Here is a 20418-nt window from a genome sequence, read left to right on the forward strand (position 1 = left end):
TCGCGCGTCCCGGCCTGGTCACCCGGGCTCTCGATCAGCTCGGCCTCGACGTACTCCGCCTCGCTCCTCACGTCGCTCATGCGTCACCTCCGAACGATGCCTCGTACTCCTCGAGCCACCGTCGCTGCTCGTCCGTCACGGGATGCGGCTCACTGTAGACGTGCTGGAACATCGACGCGACAGAGGGAGGCGTCAGTTCGAGCGTGCGCCTCCGGATGTCGGCGGCGAGGTCGGCCGCCTCCTCGTCCGCGCTGTCGAAGAAGCCCTGCCCGACACCCTGCTCCTCGAGGAACACGCGGAAGCGCCGGATCGGGTCGCGCTCGGCCCAGGAGGCCAGCTCCTCGTCGGTGCGGTACTTGCTGGGGTCGTCGCTGGAGGTGTGCGCGCCCATCCGGTACGTCAGCGCCTCGATCATGCTGGGACCCTCGCCGTTCCTGGCGTCGTCGAGGTGCTTGGCGGTCACCGCGTAGGCCGCGAGGACGTCGTTGCCGTCGATCTGGACGCCGGGGATGCCGAAGCCGCTCGAGCGCAGGTAGAGCGGGGTGCGCGACTGGGTGCTCACCGGCACCGAGATCGCCCAGTGGTTGTTCTGCAGGAAGAACACCTGCGGGGTCTGGTAGCTCGCGGCGAAGACGTACGCCTCGTTGACATCGCCCTGGCTCGTGGCTCCGTCGCCGAAGTACACGATGGACGCCTCGTCCTTCGACGGGTCGCCCGTGCCGACCTTGCCGTCGAGCTTCATGCCCATGGCGTAGCCGGTGGCGTGCAGGGTCTGCGAGCCGATGACCAGCGTGTAGAGGTGGAAGTTGCCGACGGCCGGGTCGGTCGGGTCCCACCCGCCGTGCGTCGTGCCGCGGAGGAGTCCGATGATCCCGATCGGGTCGATGCCCCGGACCATGCCGACCACGTGCTCGCGGTAGGAGGGGAAGAGGTGGTCCTGCGGCTTCGCGGCATGCGCGGAGCCGACCTGGGCGCCCTCCTGGCCCTGGCTGGGCACCCAGAGCCCGAGCTGCCCTTGCCGCTGCAGGTTCGCCGCCTCATGGTCGAACGCGCGAACGCGCACCATGTCGCGGTAGAAGCGGCGGTAGTCGTTCTCGTCGAGCCGCTCCAGGTAGGGGAGGTATTCGGCCGACGTCTCGCTCGGCTGGAAACGGCCGTCAGCGGTCAGCAGCTGGACGGTGTTCGCCGGGCGCGGGATCTCGTTCGTCGCAACCACCTGTCTAACCTAACCGCTTGCCGGGGTGCCCATTTGGTAGGTTCCGCACAAGATCGCCCGCGACCTGCAGGAGTTTGTCCACAGATTCCTCCTCGCCGACGCTGATGCGGATGCCCTCCGGCGGGAAGGCGCGGACCGTGAGACCTGCGTCGAAGAAGGCGTCGTTCGCCTCGACGGTCTGCTCGCCCGTCGCGAGCCAGACGAAGTTACCCTGCGCCTCCGGAACCGCCCAGCCCTGTTCGAGCAGCGCGTCGCGGAGCCGGTCGCGGCGCATCGCCAGGCGGGCGACGCGCTCCATGAGCTCATCCTCCGCGTCGATGGAGGCGAGGGCCGCGACGCGGGATGCGTCCGTCACCGAGAGCGGGATGGCGGCGGAGCGGGCCGCATCCAGCACCGCCTGCGGACCGACGGCGTAGCCGATGCGCAGTGCCGCGAGCCCGTATGCCTTCGAGAAGGTGCGCAGCACGACGAGGTTGGGGTAGCGCGAGAGCAGGGGGATGCCGTCGACGGCCGCGTCGTCGGTGACGAACTCGTAGTAGGCCTCGTCGAGGAGCACCAGCAGGTCGGAGGGCACGCGTTCCATGAACGCCTCGAAATCGGCGGTGGTCACGATGGTGCCGGTGGGGTTGTTGGGCGTGCAGACGATCACGACGCGCGTGCGGTCGGTGATCGCGGCGGCCATCGCATCCAGGTCGTGGCTGCCGTCCGGACGGTTGGGCACCTGCACGCTCGTCGCGCCCGCGACGGTCACGAGCCCGGGGTAGGCCTCGAAGGAGCGCCAGGAGTACACGACCTCGTCGCCGACGCCGGCCGCAGCGGAGATCAGCTGCGACAGCAGCGCGACCGAGCCGCTGCCGAGGTGGACCTGGCCGACGCCGACGCCGTGCCGCTCGGCGAGGCGCTCGCGCAGGTCGGCGCCGCCGGCGTTCGGGTACCGGTTCAGGTCGCGCAGAGTCGCCGCGACCGCCTCGACGACCGAGGGCAGGGGCGGGAAGGGGTTCTCGTTGCTCGACAGCTTGAATCCGTCCGCCGGTGCCGGGCGGCCCTGCTTGTAGGCGGGCACCGCGACGATCTCGGGCCGTAGTCTCACGCCGAGCGTGTCATCCGAACTCACAGACCCAACTTAGCCGCGCCCGCATACCGCTGGAGGAATTCCCGGGATCCCGTGGACGACGCACCCCTGTACCGCGGACCCGGTCACTGGAAGGATGGCGTCATGCGATTCCTGCTCAGACTGATCGTCAACGCCCTCGCCCTCTGGCTCACGACGCTGATCGTCAGCGGTGTGAGCGTGCACCCGTACGCTCCGGACACCACCGCGACGGTGCTGACCTACCTGCTCATCGCGCTCATCTTCGGCCTGGTGAACGCGATCGTCGGCACGGTCATCCGGGTGGTCGCGTTCCCGCTGTACATCCTCACGCTGGGGCTCATCTCGCTGCTCGTGAACGCGTTCCTGCTGTTCATCGTGTCGTGGATCAGCGATGCCATGGGGTTCGGTCTCCACATCGACGGCTTCTGGTGGGGCGTGCTCGGTGCGCTCGTCCTCGGCATCATCGCGTGGCTGCTCGGGCTGCTGATCCGGCCCGCCCGGCGCGACTGACGTCCTCGGCCGCCGCGCGCGTGCGGGAGAATGGTGGGGTACCCGCCGCCTGATCCCGCGAGGAGCACCATGTCCGCCCTGCCTCCCCAGCCGCTCAGCCCCCTCGACGGCCGTTACCGGTCCGCCGTGCTCGGCCTCGGCGACCACCTGTCGGAGGCCGGCCTCAACCGCGCGCGCGTGCAGGTCGAGGTCGACTGGCTGATCTACCTGACCGAGCACCGGATGTTCGGCTCCTCGCCGCTGACCGGCGAGCAGAAGGCGGCGCTCCGGGCGCTCGCGGACGACTTCGGACAGCCGGAGATCGACCGGCTCGCCGAGCTGGAGGCGACGACCAGGCACGACGTGAAGGCGGTCGAGTACCTCGTGCGCGAGCGACTGCACGCGCTCGGCCTCGACCACATCGCCGAGCTCACGCACTTCGCGGCGACCAGCGAGGACATCAACAACCTCTCCTACGCCCTCACCGTGAGCGCGGCCGTGCGCGAGTCGTGGCTTCCGAAGTTCCGCGCGGTCATCGGCGAGCTCCGCGCGCAGGCGAAGCAGTACCGCGACGACGCGATGCTCGCCCGCACGCACGGGCAGCCGGCGACGCCGACCACCATGGGCAAGGAACTGGCGGTCTTCGTGCACCGCCTCGAGCGCGTGCGCGAGCAGATCGAGGGCGGTGTGCACCTCGGCAAGTTCAGCGGAGCGACGGGCACCTTCGCCGCTCACCTCGTCGCCGACCCGGATGCCGACTGGCCCCGCATCTCGCGCGAGTTCGTCGAGAGCCTCGGCCTGGACTGGAACCCGCTGACCACGCAGATCGAGTCGCACGACTGGCAGGCGGAGCTGTATTCGCGCATCTCGCACGCCAACCGCATCCTGCACAACCTGTGCACCGACATCTGGACGTACATCTCGCTCGGCTACTTCCGGCAGGTCCCGGAGCCGGGAGCGACCGGGTCGTCGACGATGCCGCACAAGGTGAACCCGATCCGGTTCGAGAACGCCGAAGCCAACCTGGAGCTCTCCAGCGCCGTGCTCGACTCGCTGGCCGCGACGCTCGTCACCAGCCGCCTGCAGCGCGACCTCACCGACTCGACCACGCAGCGCAACATCGGCGTCGGTCTGGGCCACTCCCTCCTCGCCCTCGACAACATCGAGCGCGGGCTCGGCCAGATCGCGATCGACCGGCAGGCTCTCGCGGACGACCTCGACGCCAACTGGGAGGTGCTCGCGGAGGCCATCCAGACGGTGATCCGTGCCGAGGTCACCGCCGGCCGCTCGACCATCACCGACCCGTACGCGCTGCTGAAGGAGCTGACGCGCGGCAAGCGCGTCGACCACGCGGCGCTGACCGAGTTCGTGAACGGGCTCGAGATCGGCCAGGCCGCGAAGAACCGGCTCCTGGCGCTCACGCCGGCCGGCTACATCGGCCTCGCCTCGGAGCTGGTCGACTACCTGTAGGCGTCGCGGAGGTCAGTGACCGCGGGGGCGGTCGTCGCCCTCCGCGCGGGCCTGCGCCTTGGCGCGGGCTTCCGCATCCTGCTCGTGGATGTCCTCCACCTCGGCCTCGGTCGGCTTGAAGGCGAGGGCGAACAGCGCGAGCAGGACGACCGTGACGATGAAGGTGACGCCGAGGCCGACTCCCGCGAGCACGAACTCCCGCGTCGCGACCAGCACGATGAGGCCGACGAAGACGGCGAGCCCGGCGGAGATGCCGAGAAGCTCGACGGGCAGGAAGCGGTCGCGGCGGGTCGGCTGAAGTCCCTGGTTCACTTTCGGGTCCTTGTCACTGCGCCGGCTCACGATCCGCTCTCCGATCCGTGCGACGGGGTCCGATCGCGTGCGGCGCCTCGAAGCGTCGCTGCGCCGATCCCCTGGAAGACGCCGACGATGACGGCCCACGCGCCGAACAGCCCGATCGCGAGCACCGCATCGGCGGGGGCGAACAGCAGGACGAGGGCGAGCACGGCGGTGAGGGCGCCGGTGATGAGCCAGTCGCGGGCGGCGGCGTCACGGCCGCGTTCGCGGACGCCGTTGTAGAGCTCGAGGATGCCGGTCAGCGCCGCCCACACGGTGACGAGGTACAGGAAGAGACCCAGCCCCGAGGACGACAGCGCGAGGGCGAGAACTCCGGCGATCACGCCGATCGCCCCCTGAACGGCGAACAGGACGCGGGTGATGCGGCGCCCGGCCAGAAGGGCGCTCAGCACACCGGTCGCCAGCCCGTCGACGATGGCGAAGGCCCCGAAGACGATGAGCCCGAACGTCGCCGTGTGCGCATCCCGCGTGAACGTGATGACCGCTGCGGCGGCCAGGGCCACGACGGCGCGGACGGCGGGGACGACCCAGTACCGGCTGTGCGCGTGGATGTCGGAATGCTGGGCAGGGACGGCGGTAGCCACGGAGGCCCTCTTTCATACGGGATTCGCCAACCATTCTAGTCGGCGCGTTCCTGCGCGTTCGCCCACCGACGGCCGCCCGCTCGCTACGATCGCGGCATGCGGATCGGTTTCGCGGTTCTCCGCGCGGTGTTCTTCCTTCTCACTCTGGCTGCGGTCGTCGTCCAGCTCGCGACCAGCATCCGATCCATCGGCGACCGGGGCGGGAACATCGCCGGCCTGGTTGCGAACTTCTTCAGCTTCTTCACGATCGACTCGAATGTGCTGGGCGTCGTCGTGCTCGGCATCGGCGCCGTGCTGCTGGTGGTGCGCACCGGGGACGACCCCGGATGGTTCACCGGGCTGCGCGCCGCCTCCGTCACCTACCTCGTCACGACCGGCGTCGTCTACAACCTGCTGCTGCGCAACATCTCGCTCGCGCAGGGCACGACCGTCGGCTGGTCGAACGAGGTGCTGCACGTGATCGCGCCCGCCTATCTCCTGATCGACTGGCTGTTCGCCCCCGGCCGCTCGCCGCTGCGGCTGCGCGCCGTATGGGGGATCGCCGTCTTCCCGATCGTCTGGGCGCTGTACACGCTGATCCGCGCACCGTTCGCCGCCGAGCCGGTCACGGGCACGTCTCCGTGGTACCCGTACCCGTTCCTCAATCCGCACACGAGCCAGAACGGCTACCTGTCCGTCGCCTTCTACGTGGTGTTGATCGCGGTCGTGATCCTGGCCGCCGGATACGGCGTCGTCTGGATCTCACGCCGCTGGCGAGGCGCCCGGCCCCTGCCCGACGCGGCGGCTGCCGCCGAGGCGTGAGCGCCCCGCTGTCGGCGGAGGTCAGCCGATCGCGGGCCGCGGATCCGGCTCTTCTGCGCGCGCCCAGAACACGACCGCGGCGAGCGCGCCGACCGCGAGCAGGAACGCGCCCGTCGGCGTCACCGTGTCCGGGACACCGTGCTGGACGAGAACCGCCGAGACGATGCCCGCGAGTGCGCCGCATCCCGCGACCACCGCGAATGCGATCGAGATGCCGCGGGCGGCGCCGCCCAGGACGACCCCCCGGACCAGCAGGCCGGCAGCGCCGATCAGCCACAGCGCGGCGACGGGGAAAGCGAGCAGCAGCCCCACCGGGTCACGCAGCAGAACCCCGGGCGTCGCGTAGATCAGGGATGCCGCAAGCACGAGCACCAGCCCCAGGCCCGCGAACCCGGCGAGTCGCGCCGCCTCGGTCCGCAGCCGGACGAGCGGCGCCAGCAGCGCGGGCCAGGTGAACGCGAGCGCGAACGCGACGAATGCGAGCGCGACACTGCCCGCGCCCTGCAGCACCGGGAGGAGGATGCCGATCATGCGTCAAGTGAACGCCATCGGCGCCGATCGCGCGTCCTCCTGGAGGATGATCCGGTGACGTCGGCACGTCTTCCGACGGTCGTCGTAACGCGGTGATGGCCCCGCCGGATACGGTCACGGTGATCCGCGATCGAGGGGACTCCGATGAACACGAGCACGCGAACAACGACCGGCGCCCCGGCGTCGCGGAAGGCGTCGTACGCCAGGTACCTCGCGGAGGCCGCCGGAACCTTCGTCCTCGTCTTCGGCGTCGTCGGCACCGCCGTCCTCGACGCAGGCGCGACGAACGTGCACGGGGCCGGTGTCGGCTTCCTCGGAGTCGCGCTGGCGCTGGGGCTCAGCGTCCTGGCCGGCGCGTACGCCTTCGGCCCGGTCTCGGGCGGGCATTTCAATCCGGCGGTGACGATCGGTCTCGCGCTCTCCGGACGCTTCTCCTGGAAGCTCGCGCCCGGCTACGTCGGCGCGCAGATCGTCGGAGGCCTGCTCGCGTCGAGCCTGCTCGTGGGAGTGGCCGCCGGCGGTCCGAGCGGATTCGCCGCCGCATCCCGCGCGGCCGGCTTCGCCTCCACCGGATGGGGTCCGCTGTCACCCGGCGGATACAGCTGGTGGGCGGCGTTCCTCATCGAGGTCGTGACCACCGCCGTCCTCACCGCCGTGGTCCTCCTGGTGACTGGTGACGAGCGGAATCCTGCGGTGGCTCCGGTCGCGATCGGCTTCACGCTGACGGTGGTCGCGCTGGTGGCGATCCCGGTGTCGAACGGCTCCTTCAACCCGGCTCGCTCGATCGCGACGGCGGTCTACGGCGGCCCGACAGCGCTCGGAGAGCTGTGGCTGTCGATCGTCGCTCCCCTTCTCGGGGCGGCCGTGGTCGGCGGATGCGCGGCTCTGGCGCGCCGATCCGCCGGCGCGACCGCGGCTCGGGTGCGCAGCGCGGCGGATCTTCCGATCGCCGACTGACGGCGCGCCGTTCACGCCCCGGCCCCGGGCGTGGTCGGGTCCCGCCGTGTATTATTTCGAACTTGAAAGAACTTGCTTTTTTCGAGAGGGGCCCCTGTGGTCACGCGTGCGTCGGCACTGGGCGAGTATCTTCGCGCCCGCCGGGCCGTGACCCCGCCCGAGTCCCTCGGCATCGTCCGGGCGTCGAACCGCAAGGTCTCCGGCCTCCGAAGGAGTGAGGTGGCGGCCGCCGCCGGCGTCAGCGAGAACTACTACCTGCGGCTGGAACAGGGGAGGGACCAGCGCCCGTCCGAACAGGTGCTCAGCGCCCTCGGCCGCGCCCTTCGACTCGACCACTTCGCGATGGACTACCTGTTCCGGATCGCGTACGCCGAAGATTCTCCAGCGAACCCCGTCACGGGCCCGGACGAGAGCCTTCTCGCACTGCTCGACCACTGGAAGCACACCGCCGCGTACATCACGGACGGCAACCACGACATCGTCGCCTCCAACGTCCTCGCCCGCCGCATCGGCCGAGGGCTCCTCGATGTCGGGCAGAACAACGTGGTGAGCTTCTTCCTCGACCGCTCGCGCGCGGGCGCCGACGATGACGAGGAGTCCGCGATCCACCTGGCCGCTGCTCTCCGTTTCCACAGCCACCCGCTCGACCCCCGCCTCCATCAGGTCGTCGACGAGTTGTCCGCGCTGAGCCCTGTCTTCGCCCGGGTCTGGCCGCGACACGATGCGTGGCCACTGGCCGACGGCGTCACGCAGGCTTCCTTCGACGGCTTCGGTGTCGTCGACCTCACCTTTCAGAATCTCGAGATCCCCGGCCGCCCCGGGTATGTCCTAACGACGACCTTCGCTCCGCCGAACACCCCGGGTGCGGCCGTGCTCGCCTACCTCGCGGCCCAGCCGGACTAGGGGCTCGCTGAGGGCGACGACGGCGGTCTCGCACCTCAGGAATCGACAACCGAGTCCGCGACCGATGTAATGGAACCTGCATTCCAGAATTATTTCCCACCCGAATGGAGCGTCATGCCACGATCGACCGACGATCAGAAGCGGCCCCGGGTGGGGATCCTCGTGTTCGACGGCGTGAAGATGCTCGATCTGGTGGGCCCCGCCGAGGTGTTCCATGAAGCATCGCAGCGCTCCGCCGGGTACGACATCGTCCTCATCTCGGTCTCGGGCGCGGACGTGACCTCCTCGATGGGCGTGCGCGTCGGCGTCCATGCCTCGGTCGCGGCGATCGAGGAGCTCGACACCCTCGTCGTGCCGGGGTCCGAGAACGCGCCGGAGGTGTTCACCGACGACGTCCTCGACGCGGTCCGCACCTTGGCCGACCGCTCCCGCCGCGTGGCATCGATCTGCACCGCCGCGTTCGCCGTCGCGGCGGTGGGCCTCCTCGACGGGCGCAGGACGACGACGCATTGGAAGTTCGCCGACACGCTTCAAGCCGCCTTCCCCGAGATCGCCGTCGAGAAGGACGCGATCTTCGTTCAGGACGGCAGGTTCCACAGCTCCGCCGGCGTCGCCGCGGGAATCGACCTCGCGCTGGCCCTGCTCGAGCAGGACTACGGATCGGATGTCGCGCGAAGCGTCGCGCAGCTGCTGCTGGTCTACATGAAGCGGTCCGGATCGCAATCGCAGTTCTCCGCATCGCTCGCCGGCAACCCGGCACGATCGCCGATCTCCCGATCGGTCACCGAGTACGTCCACGCGAACCCGACCCGGCCGCACTCCGTCCGCGAACTCGCCTCCCACGTGAACGTCAGCCCCCGGCACCTGACGAGGATCATGCGCGAGGAGCTGGATGCGACGCCGAGCGAGTACGTCGGCTCGATCCGCCTCGACCTCGCGGTGAGCGAGCTGGAGTCGGGGACGTCCGTGGCGGGGGCGGCCGCGGCCACCGGGTACAGCTCGCCCGTGTCGTTCCGCCGGGCGTTCGTGCGGCGGTTCGGCATCACGCCGTCCGAGTATCAGCGGAGATTCCGCACCAGCCGACCGGTCGCCTAGGTCCGGTGGCGGAGGGTGTGGATACGAGAGCCACGTTCCCGCCGACGCCGACGCCGTAGATTCGGAGCATGTACGCCAGCGACGGCACGGCCACGGACGACAGCACGCGGGAGCCGCTTCTCGCCTTCTGGGACAGCGTTCCCGCCCTCCTCTGCGACCGCCGGCTCACCGTGCTGGACTCGACCCCGTTGGCCCGGGCGTTGTCGCCGGCGTTCGTCGGCGGGGTGAATCTCGCACGCTTCTCCTTCCTCTCGCCCGAGCGGCGCGCCGACCATCCGCGGTGGCGGGAGATGTCGCGAGTGGTCGCAGGGCTGCTGAGGGAGTCGCTCGATCAGCACGACGAGGATCGGTCGTCGCAGCGGATCATCGGCGAACTGTCGGCGAAATCGCGGGAGTTCTCCGAGATCTGGGCCGGCCCCGAGGCCGATCCCCGCACCTCCGGTCTCATCGAGTTCGAGGACACAGCGGCCGGGGACATCCGGACCGCATTCAACGTCCTGCGCGTGCCCGGTTACGAGGACGATGCCATCATCGTCTTCGCGCCGGTGGACAGCGCATCGATCGCCGGCATCGCCCGATTGAGGGAGGCGCTCTCGACGCCGCCGGCGACGGCCTGAGCTCGGGGCGGCAGCGCCGCGAGATAGGCGATCGCCTGAGCTGCGGCGGAGCCCGGGTCACCGAAGAACATCGTGATGAACTGCCCCCCGCTTCGCGGCACCTCCAAGGTCTGCCACCGGAAGTCGACCCAGCCGAGCGGCGCGACGAAGGCTCTCTTCACCCCCGAGACGTACGGCTTGGCATCGTGCTCCGCCCACACCGTGCGGAAGAACTGGTGCCGGGCCGACAGCGCACCGACGATCTCCTGCAGCTGAGGGTCGTCGGGATCGCCGTGGTAGCGCATCGCGGCGATCATCTCGCGAAGCGTGCCCTCCCATTCCGTGATGATCTCCACATCCTCGGCGTTCGCCGGATCGCTGTTCGCCCGGTAGACGGCGTAGCTCTCGAACGAGGTGATCAGCATGTTCGTCCCCGGCACGAGCACGCCGGAGCCGAGACCGTCGACCAGCGGGTTCGCCGCCAGGATGTTCTGGTTCGCATCCGTGACGTACGCCGGTGTGTGGCTCCACTGCGCGAGGAGCTGGGCGACGCCGCGACTGACGCTGCCGTCGTGCGGGACGCGACGGACGAAGGGACGCGGACGCGCAAGACGGACCAGGTACTGGAAGCTGTCCTCGTCCAGGAGGAGCGCGCGGGCGAGCGCGGACAGCACCTGCTCCGACGGCCTTCGGTCCCGCCCCTGCTCGATCCGCAGGTAGTAGTCGGGACTCATCCCGGCGAGCTCGGCCACTTCCTCGCGACGCAGACCGGGCACGCGGCGGCCGGGAAGGACTTCGAGGCCGACCTGGTGCGGCTGCACCTGCTCTCGTCGTGCGCGCAGGTATTCGCCGAGTGGTGTGGTGTTGCGCGCGACGCCCATCCGTTCGTCCCCTTGAGAGCTTCGGACACTGATCCGCACTCATTCTCGGGCGAACGCCCGCACAGGCGTGAGCGCGGATCGGGACATCGGTGGCGACGTTTAGGACATCTCGACCGTCGCCCTCACCGCTGACCCGTCGCCGCGCGCCGGACCCGCGGAGCCCTGCGCCGCATGATGGCGCCGGCGAGCGTCGTCGCGACGAGCACGATCGCGATGAACACGAGCAGCACGGCGGTCGGCGTGGCGAACGAGAGCGCGGCGCCGACGAGGAGGACCGGGATCGCGAGACCCGCGTACGCGATCAGGAAGATGAGCGCGAGCGTCTCGCCCTTCCTGGCCGGATCCGCGACGGACGTGGCCGTCATGACGGCACCCTTGAACAGCAGTCCGACGCCCAGGCCGGCGACCGCCCCGCCGACGATGAAGACGCCGAGCGCGGGAACCACAGCGCCGGCGGCGACGACGAGCAGGCCCGCGCCGCACGCGCCGATCGCGATCCCGAACTGCGTGCGGACCGGCAGCGGAGCGAGCAGGAGCTGTCCTGCTGCGGCTGCGGCGAAGACGACGAAGGACGTCGCGCCGGCGAGCAGATGGTCGGGCGCCAGGAACGTGGAGACCAGGAACGTCGGCGCGAGCGAGGTGAAGAGCCCGAGGACGGCGAACCCGGAGAAAGCGCCGAAGGCGGCCACGAGGAACGGGGCGCGCGCACCCGGGGGGACCGACAGCCGTTGCGGACGGTACCGAGGTGCTTCCTCCGGGATCTCCACCGTCTCCGGCACCAGCAGCACGGCGAGCGCGGCGACGATCAGGACGACCATGAAGACGAGATGGGGAAGCATGAGCGGGGCGGGCAGGAACTCGGCGAAGATCCCGCCGATCAGCGGTCCGAGAGAGAGCCCGCCGAGATTCGCAGCGCCGGACACGGACGCCGCGATCACCGCGTTCTCCTGCGGACGCGCCACCGAGCGCAGCTCGCCGAGGTGAGCGGTCGCGGTGGCGGTGAGGATGCCGATGCTGACCCCGTTGACGAAGCGGGCGGCGATCAGCCCGGGGACCTCGGTCCACATCAGGAACATCAGCGCCGAGACGGCGGAGATGAGCACGGCGATGACCAGAACGCGACGCCGCCCCAGCCAGTCGCTGACGTGGCCGGCCACGTAGAGCGACACGATGACGCCGACGGCGTACGCGGCGAAGATCGCCGTGATCACGAACGGAGGGAAGCCGTCGCGCTGCTGGTACAGCGGGTACAGCGGCGTGGGGACCGTCGAGTACGCCATGACCAGGAGGAACGTGACCGCCACGACCCAGAATCCGGCGCCGTGGCGGATGCGGGGCCTGCGTCGCGCCGGACGGAGGTCGAGTTCTCCCGTCATGCCCGACCGGTCGCTCTCCAGTAGCGCAGGAGCTTCAGGCAGATGTGCAGCGCGCTCCGGCTCATCCCGTCGTTGAGCGCCGCCCGCACGGCGTCGGGGAGGTTGTCCAGCCGGTAGTAGAGGGTCGTGCGATGGATGTGGAGCTGCTCGCACGCATCCCGGACCCGGCCGCAGGTGTCGAGGAAGGTCTCGACCGTCTCCAGCTGGACGTCGTTGCCGTGCTCCCAGAGCTGGAGGGCCGCCGGAGAGAACATGCCGACGTGGGAACCGTCCGCGTCGATCGAGTCGAGGAGCACCCACGCTCCGAGCTGAGAGATGTCGGCGACGCCTGCCAGGTGCGGGAGCCACGCCACGATCTCCGCGGCGCGCCTGGCCTGTTCGGCGGAGACGGAGAGGTCCTCATCCTTCCGGTCGAGGCGGGCGGTGCCGATGCCGTGCACATGCAGGCCGCGCGCTGCGGCCTCCCGCATGATCCGGTCGCTCGCGATGCCGGGCTCCCCGCCGTAGCGGTCGGGCAGGACCGCCCGCCCGACGAAGTACAGCAGGTCGTCCCTATGGCCGACGAAGGTCAGGTCGACCGACTTGACCGCCGCCATGTGCCGCCCGAAGGCGAGCCGGTCGAGCGCATCCGCCTTCTGGTCGACCGCGACCGCACGCACGATGGTCGCCTCTCCGCGCTCGAGCCAGCGGCGCGAGATGGCCTGCGCGAACGCCCGGCGCCGCACGGCCGGGTCGTCGGCCAGCAGCCGGAGCATCACCGCGTCGTGCGACGGGTCCTCGGCGACGGCCGAGTGCTGGGCGGAGGGGAAGGGCCGGTCGTCCTCGCCGGCGAGCCGGAGGGTTCCGAGCTGTTCCTGAGGCGTGTCCATAGAGCCGATCATTATGGATTCGCGTCTCCACTTGGCTGGCCCGCTGTCACCCTCCCAACCCGGGCGGACTTCTCGGACGCGCCGTGTTCGGCGCCGTTTCCGGCGGCGAAGAGCCCTGCTGGAGGGGGAAGGTGACCCTAGCGGCCCCAGTCTCGTCGGGCGGGTCTTCGCTATCGTGACGGCCATGACCGTCGACGGACAGCAGACTCCTGTGCCGCAGGACATCCGCGAGATGATCGAGTCGTGGCCCGGCATCCCGGCGTTCGTGCGGGACCGGTATCTGACGGTCCTGTTCTCGAACGATCTCGCGAAGGCCGTGTCCCCGGCCTTCCACGACGGGGTGAACCTGGCGCGCTCCACCTTCCTCGACTCCGACGTGCTGGTTACCAACCCCGGCCAGGACGCCATCGTCGAGCATGTCACCGGGACGTTGCGCGACTCGCTGAACCGGCACGAGTCGGACGACGGGTTCGAACGGATCGTCAGCGAGCTCGGAGCCAAGAGCAGCGCGTTCGCCGCCGCGTGGGCCCGCGAGGACGCCCCGGACGCGGCCGATTCGTTCCCCTTCACGCCCGATGTGGTGGGGCGGATGACGCTCGCCTACCAGCAGCTGAACATCCCCGGCTTCTTCGATCTGACCCTGGTCGTCTGGCGGCCGGTCGACGAGAACTCGCGCATGGCGCTGGCGCGGCTGTCCGAGATCGCCTCGGGGGCGGCGGAAGCCTGATCCCTCCCGTTGGGCCGCGAACCGCTCGGACCCGGGCTCAGGCAGCGGCCAGCAGGGAGCTCATCCTGCTGGAGGTCCGTGCGATCGTGTGCAGCTTGTCCGTGGACGCGCCCGTCCGGCTCAGCTGGATGAGCCCCTGCGAGACGAGGACGATGTGGGCGCTCAGGGACGCCCCTTCGTCGTCGGGGACCGCGAGCTCGCCGTCGGAGACGCCCTGGAGGACGCGGGCCCGCACGATCTCTTCCAGCGCGCTGAGGGTCCGGCTGCCGATGTCGACCACTTCGGGATGACGCGAGCCGAGCTCGGTGATGCTGTTCAGCATGAGGCACCCGCGTCGATCGGGGTGGATGGTGCAGTCGGCGATGATCGCATCCAGATAGTTCGCGACGGCGTCCTCGAAGGTGCCGCGGTGAGCGCCGACCACCGAATCCACCATCCGGACCCGGCCCTCGCAGTATCGGCCGAAGACCGCGAGGAAGAGGCCGAGCTTGCTCCCGTAGGCGCCGTAGATGCTGCCGTTCCCCAGCCCGGACAGGCGGCCGATGTCCTCCACGCGTGTCGCCGCGTACCCGGTGGTCCAGAAGATCTCCTGGGCGCAGTCCAGCAGCTGCTCCTCGTCGAAGCTCCGTGGCCTGCCCATAACGGTCCACGCTACTGCTTCACACGGATGAAGCAAACAATCCGCGACACCGCCGGTCGGCCACGTTGCTACAAGGTGAGGGTGCGCCGGGCGGAGCCCCCGGTTATCGTGACGACGCACCCGACCGAAAGGACCCGTCATGACCGACCTCACGCCCGCGCACCTCAGCGAGCACCACCGCACCACCCTGGAGCAGATCGAGCGTCACCCCACCTCGCACAACATCGAGTGGCACGACGTCCTCGCCCTGCTCGACGAGGCCGGCGCTGTCCGTGAGGAGCACGACGGAAAGTACATCGTGAAGCTGGGGGAGGAGCGCCTGGTGATCAGCCGACCGCGTCACAAGGACATCGACGAGCAGCTGGTGGTCGATCTGCGCCATCTCTTCACGGCGGCCGGATACCTGCCCACCTCGCGCGCGTAGCGGCTCAGCGGAGCGCCCGGGCCAGCGGCAGCGAGTCGCCGAGGCGCTGCCCGTACTGCGCGATCGACCGCCCCACCGGGAGGCGCTGCGCCTGATACCGGTCCAATGCCTCCGGCACGGGGAGGCGGTCGAGCAGCGCGGCGAGCGCGAGGGCGTCTCCGGCCGCCTTCGCCGCTCCCATCGCCGTGTGCGGGCGGACGACGACAGCGGCGTCACCCAGCAGCGCGACGCGATGCCGGGCCATGGCGGACGGCACATAGTCGACGATGGCCTGCAGGAAGGGCTGCGGCTCGGCTTCGACCGCCTCCGCGAACTCCGGCGGCAGCTCCGCCCTCGCGTCCGCGCGAAGCTGCTCGCGCAGGGCCTCCGGCAGTTCCCCGGGCGCGAGCGACAGGCTGCCGACGGGGCGCCCGATGCCGTCCATGAGCCCGGCGAGGTCGGCGGCGGAGAGCGGGCGGTACCAGACCCAGTTGTAGCGGCGCTCTCCCGGCGCCAGCTCGCCGCCGGCACCGGGGACGAGGTAGCCGAGCATGTGGGCTCCCGGCGCCGTGAAGAATGCGAAGCGTCCCAGCAGGGTGCCGGCTGCCCGGCCGGTGAGCGCCTGCTCCGGGATCAGCCCCCGCCAGGTGACGTAGCCGACGTACCTGTTGCCCCTGTCGTCGGGGACGACCGCCCGGCGCGTCACGGATCGCAGGCCGTCTGCTCCCACGACGAGGTCGAAGAACCGCCGCTCGCCGCTGTTCAGCTCCACCTCCGCGCTGACGTCGGTCGAGCGGACGGCGCGCACGGCGTGGTCGAGACGGTAGGCGTCCGCCGGGATCAGGTCGCGCAGCACCTCGTAGAGGTAGTCCCACGACAGCTGCATCTGCGGCGTGGGATCGCGGGACAGGATGCCTCCCGCGCGGTCCAGGGTGATGCGCTCCTCGGCGACGACGCCGACACGCGATGCATCCGCCCGCCCCACGCGCTGCAACAGGGTGAGCAGCTCCTGCTGGGCGACGAGACCGGCGCCGCGGCGGGCGAGCCCGTGGCGGGAGCGCTCCAGGACGGTCACCCTGTGACCGCTCTGCGTCAGCAGCGCTGCGGCGAACAGGCCACCGATGGACCCGCCGACGACGCCGATCTCCAGCTTCTCGACCATAGGGATGAGGCTAGGGGCGCCCCGCGCGGCCCGGTTCCTACATCGGATGGAAAGCCGCGGGAAGCCTCTGGGTGGGGCCGGCCGGGTCACCTTCGATGCGATCCGGCGCACCTAGACTCCCCAGCGGAGGTCCGATGGCAGAGCAAGCAGGGGCGACGGGGAATCGACGCGTGCCCATCGATGCGCAGCAGGTGGATGCACCGCTGACGCAGACCGCGGTGTTCCTGGTGGTGACGGTGACGGACGCACCAGACGCCATCGCGACGATCCGGTCGGTGCTCGCCGACGTCTCCGGCTTGATCAAGACCGTGGCGTTCCGCGACCTCGGGGCGAACCTCACCTGCACCGTCGGTGTCGGCGCGGCGGTGTGGACGGACCTCACGGGGATGCCGTCGCCTCGCGAGCTGCGCCCGTTCCTCCCTGTCGAAGGAGCCCGCCACACCGCACCGGCGACGCCCGGCGACCTGTTGTTCCACATCCGCTCCGATCGGCGGGATCTGTGCTTCGAGTTCGAGCGGCTGCTGCTCAGCGGGCTCGGGGACGCGGTGACCGTCGCCGATGAGACCGTCGGCTTCCGCTATTTCGACGTCCGGGATCTGCTGGGTTTCGTGGACGGCACCGCCAATCCCGTCGGGCCGGCGTTGCCGGAGTCCACGCTCGTCGGCGACGAGGACCCGGATGTCGCCGGGGGAAGTTATGTCGTCGTCCAGAAGTACCTGCACCCGATCGCCGCGTGGCAGTCGCTGACGACGGAGCAGCAGGAGGCGATCATCGGGCGCACGAAGGCGGACAACGTCGAGCTGGATGACGCCGCCACCGGCCAGAAGTCGCACAAGACGCTCGCCACCATCGTCGACGCGGAGGGCGTCGAGCACGACATCCTCCGGGACAACATGCCCTTCGGCAGTCCGGGATCCGACCAGTTCGGCACCTACTTCATCGGGTACTGCCGCAACCTCTGGGTCATCCAGCAGATGCTCGAGCGCATGTTCATCGGCGATCCTCCTGGGCTCCACGACCGCCTGCTCGATTTCTCGTCGGCCGTGACAGGAAGCGCCTTCTTCGTGCCGTCCGCCGAGATCCTCGACGGGCTCGACGACGTTCCGGCGGCCGTCCCGCCGGCGCAGCCGGCATCATCCACGCCGGCCGGGACGACGGACGGCTCGCTCGGACTCGGCGCGCTCCGTTGACGCAGTGAAAGGGAAGATGACATGAACCACCTGTTCCGCGACCTGGCGCCGATCACCGACGGCACCTGGACGATGCTCGACGACGAAGCGCGCGCCCGGCTGGCTCCGGCGCTCGGCGGCCGCAGGCTCGTCGACTTCGTCGGCCCCCTGGGCTGGGAGCACTCGGCCACCTCGACGGGCCGGGTCGGAGGCGTCGTCGACACGGCGGACGGGGCCGTGATCGCGCGCTCGCGTGCCGTGCTCCCGCTCGCCGAGGTCCGTGCGGAGTTCACCCTCTCGCGAGCGGAGCTCGATGCCGCCGCACGGGGCGCGATCGACGTCGACCTCTCGTCCTTGGACAGGGCGGCCGCGCAGCTGGCCACCGTCGAGAACTCGGCCATCTTCAACGGCTGGGAGGCGGTCGGCTTCGACGGGATCATCCCGTCCAGTCCGGCCGCCCCGCTGGTCCGATCGGACGACCCGCGCCGGCTCGCCGAGCAGGTCGCGGCGGCCGCGGCGCAGCTGAAGCGCGCGGGCGTCGACGGCCCGTACGGACTGGCCGTCGACTCCGACACCTGGATCAACGTCGTCGGCGGCAGCGATCAGGGCGGAAGCCCTCTCTACAAGCACCTCGAGACGCTCCTCGGCGGACCCGTCGTCTGGGCGCCGGGGGTGGATGGGGCGGTGGTCGTCAGCCTCCGGGGCGGCGACTACGTCTTCGAGTCGGGACAGGACATCGCCATCGGCTACGCCCACCACACGGGCGACGAGGTGTTCCTGTACCTCGAGGAGACCTTCAGCTTCCGGGTGGCGACGCCGGAAGCGGCCGCGGCGATCGGCTGAGCCTCACGCCGGGCCGCTCCAGGCGGACGGAAGCGTCGTTCGGGACTCTCAGCCCCGCGGCGCCTTCACCCCGAGCAGCTCCTTCGTCACCCGGAACGTCTCGGGCGAGACGAGGGCGACGACGGACGAGATCACGGAGACGGCAGCGCACAGCAGGATCGCCGGCGCCCAGTTCGCGCCGTTCGCACCGATGCCCTGGGCGATCGCCGGAGCGAAGCCGGACAGGAGGATCCCTAGCATCAGCGCGACGGCCATCCCGGTGTACCGGCAGGCTGCCGGGAACTGCTCCGGGTACCAGGTCGCTCCGACCGTGATCGGTATGGCGTAGAAGACGCCGATCCCGAGGATCCCGGACAGGTAGACCAACGGGATGTTGTCCGCGTCGATGGCGACGAACAGGAGCGCGATGAACACCGTCGCGCCGATGGAGCCGACGATGAACAGGCTCCGACGTCCGAACCGGTCGGAGAGCCATCCGGCGATCGGCGACATCACCATCGCGGCGAGGTTGCCCAGCGAGACCACCGCCAGCATCACCGCGCTCGGGATTCCGTGCTGCGAGCCGTAGGAGAGGGCGAACACGTTGAAGATGGTGCCGACGACGTTGATCGTGCTCAGCAGCAGGACCCGCAGGGTCGTGCGCCAGTGGTCCTTCAGCAGGACGGCGATGGGCAGACGGGCCCGTTCTCCCTCGGTGCGCATCGTGGTGAACGTCTCCGGCTCCTCCAGCTTGCGGCGGAGGAGGGAGGCGATGACCGTGAAGACGCCGCTCGCCAGGAACGGGATGCGCCATCCCCAGCTGTAGAGGGCGCTCTCCGGGAGCAGAGCGATCGGGATGAAGACGAGGCTCCCCAGCGCGATCCCGAACTGCATCCCGCTCATGGTGAAGCTCGTGTAGTAGGCGCGACGCCCGTCCGGGGCGTGCTCGACGGTCAGCGACGTCGACCCCGGCGACTCTCCGCCCGCGGACAACCCCTGCACCAGGCGCAGGAGCACCAGGAGGGCCGGGGCCGCCCAGCCGATGGCGTCGAACGTGGGGAGGAGTCCGATCAGGAAGGTCGCGACGCCCATCAGGGCGATCGTGAGGATGAGCGCGCGCCGGCGTCCGAAGCGGTCTCCGATGTGCCCCCACAGCACCGCGCCGAAGGGGCGGACGATGTAGGCCACTCCGAAGGTGGCGATCGACAGGAGCGTGGCCGACGCCCCGGATTCGGGGAAGAAGAGCCGCCCGAAGATGAGCGCGGACGCGGATCCGTAGATGAGGAAGTCGTAGTACTCGAGGGCGCTGCCGAAGAAGCCGGAGAGCGCGGCGCGACGGACTTTCGTCCGCGTGCCGACAGATTCCGAGTGGACGATGGTGGACATGTTGTCTCCGATACGGGTGAGGTGACGCCGTCTACAGGGTGATGGGTGCGAGCCGGATGACCTGAGGCCCGGCCGTCGAGTCGAAGCCGACGGCGTAGAGGCCGTCGGCGAGACCGTTGAACTGGATGTCGATCCCGAGTTCCGCAGGGTCGATGTCACCGAGCCACTCGCGGAGCGACGCTTCGTCGCCGCCGAGTTCGAGCGAGGTGACCCCGAGGCCCCGGACGTCGCCGGTGCCGGGCTGGGCGGGGAGGGTGCTGGAGTGGGTGTCGAGGTCGGCCACGTAGTAGATGTTCGGCTTGCCGAGCAGCCACGACCCGAGGAAGTCGGGAGCGTGCGCCGCCTTTCCGCGCTTCTGGCGAGGAACCATGACCTCCTTGCCTCCGGCGATCCCGGTCGCCACCTCCACACCGCGGTGGGCCGCGAAGCGTGCGATCTCATCGAGGTCGTCGCTGCGGAGGCACAGTCCGGCGAAGCAGTCGCCCGCGGCGGTCTGCCGCTCGAGTTCGAGGGCGAGCGGCTTCCTCTCGGCGATCATCGTGTGGTCGACGATGCTCTCGATCTCGAGGTAGACGCCTCCACCGAGGGAGATGATCTTCTGGCCGAGTCCCAGCCCGGGGAAGTAGCCGCCGTCGGCGCTGCCGATGCCGGTCATCCTGCTCAGTTCGATGGTCGTGCGGTACAGGTTGTCGGACCAGATGGCTATGTGGTCGAGTGCGATCATGCGCGCTCCTTCGTAGGCCGGAAGCCGTCGGTCCGGGTGCGGAGCCGCTGTCGCGTGCGCGTCAGGCTTCTTCGCCTCGACCTTCGACTTATTACAAATTCGAAGATAATGCGGTCACGTTACCAGAAAACGCGCCGGTTGTTTCAAATTTGTAAAACCCGGGGATC

23 protein-coding genes are annotated in these 20418 nt (G+C 69.9%); 11 read left to right on the plus strand and 12 right to left on the minus strand.

The window, feature by feature from the left end:
* Positions 1–76: 76 nt before the first annotated feature.
* Positions 77–1216, minus strand: a complete 1140-nt coding sequence (gene pdhA / locus BJ963_RS14395) for a pyruvate dehydrogenase (acetyl-transferring) E1 component subunit alpha (RefSeq protein ID WP_089916170.1) — start codon at positions 1214–1216, stop codon at positions 77–79.
* Positions 1217–1220: 4 nt separating this feature from the next.
* Positions 1221–2330: a pyridoxal phosphate-dependent aminotransferase gene (locus BJ963_RS14400; RefSeq protein WP_343037290.1), complete on the minus strand. Its 1110-nt coding sequence runs from the start codon at positions 2328–2330 to the stop codon at positions 1221–1223.
* Positions 2331–2432: 102 nt separating this feature from the next.
* On the opposite strand from BJ963_RS14400, the gene BJ963_RS14405 reads away from it, so the two are divergent.
* Together BJ963_RS14405 and purB are read left to right on the plus strand one after the other, a co-directional pair.
* Positions 2433–2819, plus strand: coding sequence for a phage holin family protein (locus BJ963_RS14405; RefSeq protein WP_089917084.1), 387 nt, complete (start codon positions 2433–2435; stop codon positions 2817–2819).
* Positions 2820–2888: 69 nt separating this feature from the next.
* The gene (gene purB, locus BJ963_RS14410) at positions 2889–4268 is read left to right on the plus strand and encodes an adenylosuccinate lyase (RefSeq protein ID WP_089916164.1); all 1380 of its coding nucleotides are present in this window, start codon (positions 2889–2891) and stop codon (positions 4266–4268) included.
* 12 nt (positions 4269–4280) lie between these two features.
* Here purB and BJ963_RS14415 read toward each other — a convergent pair whose 3' ends face one another.
* Both BJ963_RS14415 and BJ963_RS19565 read right to left on the minus strand, forming a co-directional pair.
* A complete protein-coding gene (locus tag BJ963_RS14415; RefSeq protein WP_343037291.1) occupies positions 4281–4580 on the minus strand; it encodes a hypothetical protein in 300 nt (99 codons plus the stop codon).
* 26 nt (positions 4581–4606) lie between these two features.
* On the minus strand, positions 4607–5209 hold the full coding sequence (locus tag BJ963_RS19565) for a DUF308 domain-containing protein (protein ID WP_179457299.1): 603 nt from the start codon (positions 5207–5209) through the stop codon (positions 4607–4609).
* A gap of 96 nt (positions 5210–5305) precedes the next feature.
* On the opposite strand from BJ963_RS19565, the gene BJ963_RS14425 reads away from it, so the two are divergent.
* A complete protein-coding gene (locus BJ963_RS14425) occupies positions 5306–6010 on the plus strand; it encodes a Pr6Pr family membrane protein (RefSeq protein WP_179457300.1) in 705 nt (234 codons plus the stop codon).
* A gap of 21 nt (positions 6011–6031) precedes the next feature.
* Here BJ963_RS14425 and BJ963_RS14430 read toward each other — a convergent pair whose 3' ends face one another.
* Positions 6032–6541, minus strand: a complete 510-nt coding sequence (locus tag BJ963_RS14430; RefSeq protein ID WP_089916153.1) for a hypothetical protein — start codon at positions 6539–6541, stop codon at positions 6032–6034.
* A 144-nt stretch (positions 6542–6685) separates the two neighbouring features.
* On the opposite strand from BJ963_RS14430, the gene BJ963_RS14435 reads away from it, so the two are divergent.
* The 4 genes from BJ963_RS14435 to BJ963_RS14450 all read left to right on the plus strand — a co-directional run bounded on the left by BJ963_RS14435 (position 6686) and on the right by BJ963_RS14450 (position 10113).
* Entirely contained in the window at positions 6686–7498 is an 813-nt protein-coding gene (locus BJ963_RS14435; protein WP_179457301.1) for an aquaporin, read from the plus strand.
* Positions 7499–7594: 96 nt separating this feature from the next.
* Positions 7595–8401 carry an MmyB family transcriptional regulator gene (locus BJ963_RS14440; RefSeq protein ID WP_179457302.1) on the plus strand — a complete coding sequence of 269 codons (807 nt, stop codon included), beginning with the start codon at positions 7595–7597 and terminating at the stop codon, positions 8399–8401.
* Positions 8402–8515: 114 nt separating this feature from the next.
* The gene (locus BJ963_RS14445) at positions 8516–9496 is read left to right on the plus strand and encodes a GlxA family transcriptional regulator (protein ID WP_179457303.1); all 981 of its coding nucleotides are present in this window, start codon (positions 8516–8518) and stop codon (positions 9494–9496) included.
* 68 nt (positions 9497–9564) lie between these two features.
* Positions 9565–10113: an MmyB family transcriptional regulator gene (locus BJ963_RS14450; protein ID WP_089916138.1), complete on the plus strand. Its 549-nt coding sequence runs from the start codon at positions 9565–9567 to the stop codon at positions 10111–10113.
* Here BJ963_RS14450 and BJ963_RS14455 read toward each other — a convergent pair.
* The 3 genes from BJ963_RS14455 to BJ963_RS14465 form a co-directional block, all read right to left on the minus strand.
* Positions 10008–10973, minus strand: a complete 966-nt coding sequence (locus BJ963_RS14455; protein WP_179457304.1) for a helix-turn-helix transcriptional regulator — start codon at positions 10971–10973, stop codon at positions 10008–10010. The two genes, BJ963_RS14450 and BJ963_RS14455, sit on opposite strands and share 106 nt — an antisense overlap.
* Positions 10974–11095: 122 nt before the next feature.
* Positions 11096–12349 carry an MFS transporter gene (locus BJ963_RS14460; protein ID WP_179457305.1) on the minus strand — a complete coding sequence of 418 codons (1254 nt, stop codon included), beginning with the start codon at positions 12347–12349 and terminating at the stop codon, positions 11096–11098.
* Positions 12346–13218: a helix-turn-helix domain-containing protein gene (locus tag BJ963_RS14465; RefSeq protein WP_179457306.1), complete on the minus strand. Its 873-nt coding sequence runs from the start codon at positions 13216–13218 to the stop codon at positions 12346–12348. Before BJ963_RS14465 ends, BJ963_RS14460 begins: the two co-directional genes overlap by 4 nt.
* A 184-nt stretch (positions 13219–13402) precedes the next feature.
* On the opposite strand from BJ963_RS14465, the gene BJ963_RS14470 reads away from it, so the two are divergent.
* Positions 13403–13945 (plus strand): MmyB family transcriptional regulator, encoded by a 543-nt coding sequence (locus tag BJ963_RS14470; RefSeq protein WP_179457307.1) that lies wholly within the window; start codon positions 13403–13405, stop codon positions 13943–13945.
* Between the two features lie 37 nt (positions 13946–13982).
* Here BJ963_RS14470 and BJ963_RS14475 read toward each other — a convergent pair whose 3' ends face one another.
* Positions 13983–14585 (minus strand): TetR/AcrR family transcriptional regulator, encoded by a 603-nt coding sequence (locus BJ963_RS14475; RefSeq protein ID WP_157696998.1) that lies wholly within the window; start codon positions 14583–14585, stop codon positions 13983–13985.
* 139 nt (positions 14586–14724) lie between these two features.
* Here BJ963_RS14475 and BJ963_RS14480 point away from each other — a divergent pair, with 139 nt between their 5' ends.
* Positions 14725–15009: a hypothetical protein gene (locus BJ963_RS14480; protein WP_179457308.1), complete on the plus strand. Its 285-nt coding sequence runs from the start codon at positions 14725–14727 to the stop codon at positions 15007–15009.
* 4 nt (positions 15010–15013) lie between these two features.
* Here BJ963_RS14480 and BJ963_RS14485 read toward each other — a convergent pair whose 3' ends face one another.
* Complete coding sequence (locus tag BJ963_RS14485) at positions 15014–16150, minus strand: FAD binding domain-containing protein (protein ID WP_179457309.1); 1137 nt, start codon at positions 16148–16150, stop codon at positions 15014–15016.
* A gap of 134 nt (positions 16151–16284) precedes the next feature.
* Here BJ963_RS14485 and BJ963_RS14490 point away from each other — a divergent pair, with 134 nt between their 5' ends.
* Both BJ963_RS14490 and BJ963_RS14495 read left to right on the plus strand, forming a co-directional pair.
* On the plus strand, positions 16285–17340 hold the full coding sequence (locus tag BJ963_RS14490; RefSeq protein WP_179457310.1) for a Dyp-type peroxidase: 1056 nt from the start codon (positions 16285–16287) through the stop codon (positions 17338–17340).
* A gap of 21 nt (positions 17341–17361) precedes the next feature.
* Entirely contained in the window at positions 17362–18162 is an 801-nt protein-coding gene (locus tag BJ963_RS14495; protein ID WP_179457311.1) for a family 1 encapsulin nanocompartment shell protein, read from the plus strand.
* A 48-nt stretch (positions 18163–18210) separates the two neighbouring features.
* Here the strand turns inward: BJ963_RS14495 and BJ963_RS14500 are convergent, their stop codons facing one another.
* Both BJ963_RS14500 and BJ963_RS14505 read right to left on the minus strand, forming a co-directional pair.
* Complete coding sequence (locus tag BJ963_RS14500) at positions 18211–19527, minus strand: MFS transporter (RefSeq protein ID WP_179457312.1); 1317 nt, start codon at positions 19525–19527, stop codon at positions 18211–18213.
* A gap of 31 nt (positions 19528–19558) precedes the next feature.
* Positions 19559–20251, minus strand: coding sequence for a VOC family protein (locus BJ963_RS14505; protein ID WP_179457313.1), 693 nt, complete (start codon positions 20249–20251; stop codon positions 19559–19561).
* Positions 20252–20418: the final 167 nt, after the last annotated feature.

Origin of the sequence: Leifsonia soli (genome assembly GCF_013408745.1) — a bacterium.
GTDB classification, from domain to species: Bacteria; Actinomycetota; Actinomycetes; order Actinomycetales; family Microbacteriaceae; genus Leifsonia; species Leifsonia soli.

Bases quoted from the DNA above. Each gene is read 5' to 3' on its own strand.
- BJ963_RS14475 (WP_157696998.1), bottom strand. From the start codon at position 14,585: ATGGGCAGGCCACGGAGCTTCGACGAGGAGCAGCTGCTGGACTGCGCC.
- BJ963_RS14485 (WP_179457309.1), bottom strand. From the start codon at position 16,150: ATGGTCGAGAAGCTGGAGATCGGCGTCGTCGGCGGGTCCATCGGTGGC.
- purB (WP_089916164.1), top strand. From the start codon at position 2,889: ATGTCCGCCCTGCCTCCCCAGCCGCTCAGCCCCCTCGACGGCCGTTAC.
- BJ963_RS14435 (WP_179457301.1), top strand. From the start codon at position 6,686: ATGAACACGAGCACGCGAACAACGACCGGCGCCCCGGCGTCGCGGAAG.
- BJ963_RS14445 (WP_179457303.1), top strand. From the start codon at position 8,516: ATGCCACGATCGACCGACGATCAGAAGCGGCCCCGGGTGGGGATCCTC.
- BJ963_RS14450 (WP_089916138.1), top strand. From the start codon at position 9,565: ATGTACGCCAGCGACGGCACGGCCACGGACGACAGCACGCGGGAGCCG.
- BJ963_RS14470 (WP_179457307.1), top strand. From the start codon at position 13,403: ATGACCGTCGACGGACAGCAGACTCCTGTGCCGCAGGACATCCGCGAG.
- BJ963_RS14490 (WP_179457310.1), top strand. From the start codon at position 16,285: ATGGCAGAGCAAGCAGGGGCGACGGGGAATCGACGCGTGCCCATCGAT.
- BJ963_RS14465 (WP_179457306.1), bottom strand. From the start codon at position 13,218: ATGGACACGCCTCAGGAACAGCTCGGAACCCTCCGGCTCGCCGGCGAG.
- BJ963_RS14405 (WP_089917084.1), top strand. From the start codon at position 2,433: ATGCGATTCCTGCTCAGACTGATCGTCAACGCCCTCGCCCTCTGGCTC.
- BJ963_RS14505 (WP_179457313.1), bottom strand. From the start codon at position 20,251: ATGATCGCACTCGACCACATAGCCATCTGGTCCGACAACCTGTACCGC.
- BJ963_RS14495 (WP_179457311.1), top strand. From the start codon at position 17,362: ATGAACCACCTGTTCCGCGACCTGGCGCCGATCACCGACGGCACCTGG.
- BJ963_RS14425 (WP_179457300.1), top strand. From the start codon at position 5,306: ATGCGGATCGGTTTCGCGGTTCTCCGCGCGGTGTTCTTCCTTCTCACT.
- BJ963_RS14430 (WP_089916153.1), bottom strand. From the start codon at position 6,541: ATGATCGGCATCCTCCTCCCGGTGCTGCAGGGCGCGGGCAGTGTCGCG.
- BJ963_RS14455 (WP_179457304.1), bottom strand. From the start codon at position 10,973: ATGGGCGTCGCGCGCAACACCACACCACTCGGCGAATACCTGCGCGCA.
- BJ963_RS14500 (WP_179457312.1), bottom strand. From the start codon at position 19,527: ATGTCCACCATCGTCCACTCGGAATCTGTCGGCACGCGGACGAAAGTC.
- BJ963_RS14460 (WP_179457305.1), bottom strand. From the start codon at position 12,349: ATGACGGGAGAACTCGACCTCCGTCCGGCGCGACGCAGGCCCCGCATC.
- BJ963_RS14480 (WP_179457308.1), top strand. From the start codon at position 14,725: ATGACCGACCTCACGCCCGCGCACCTCAGCGAGCACCACCGCACCACC.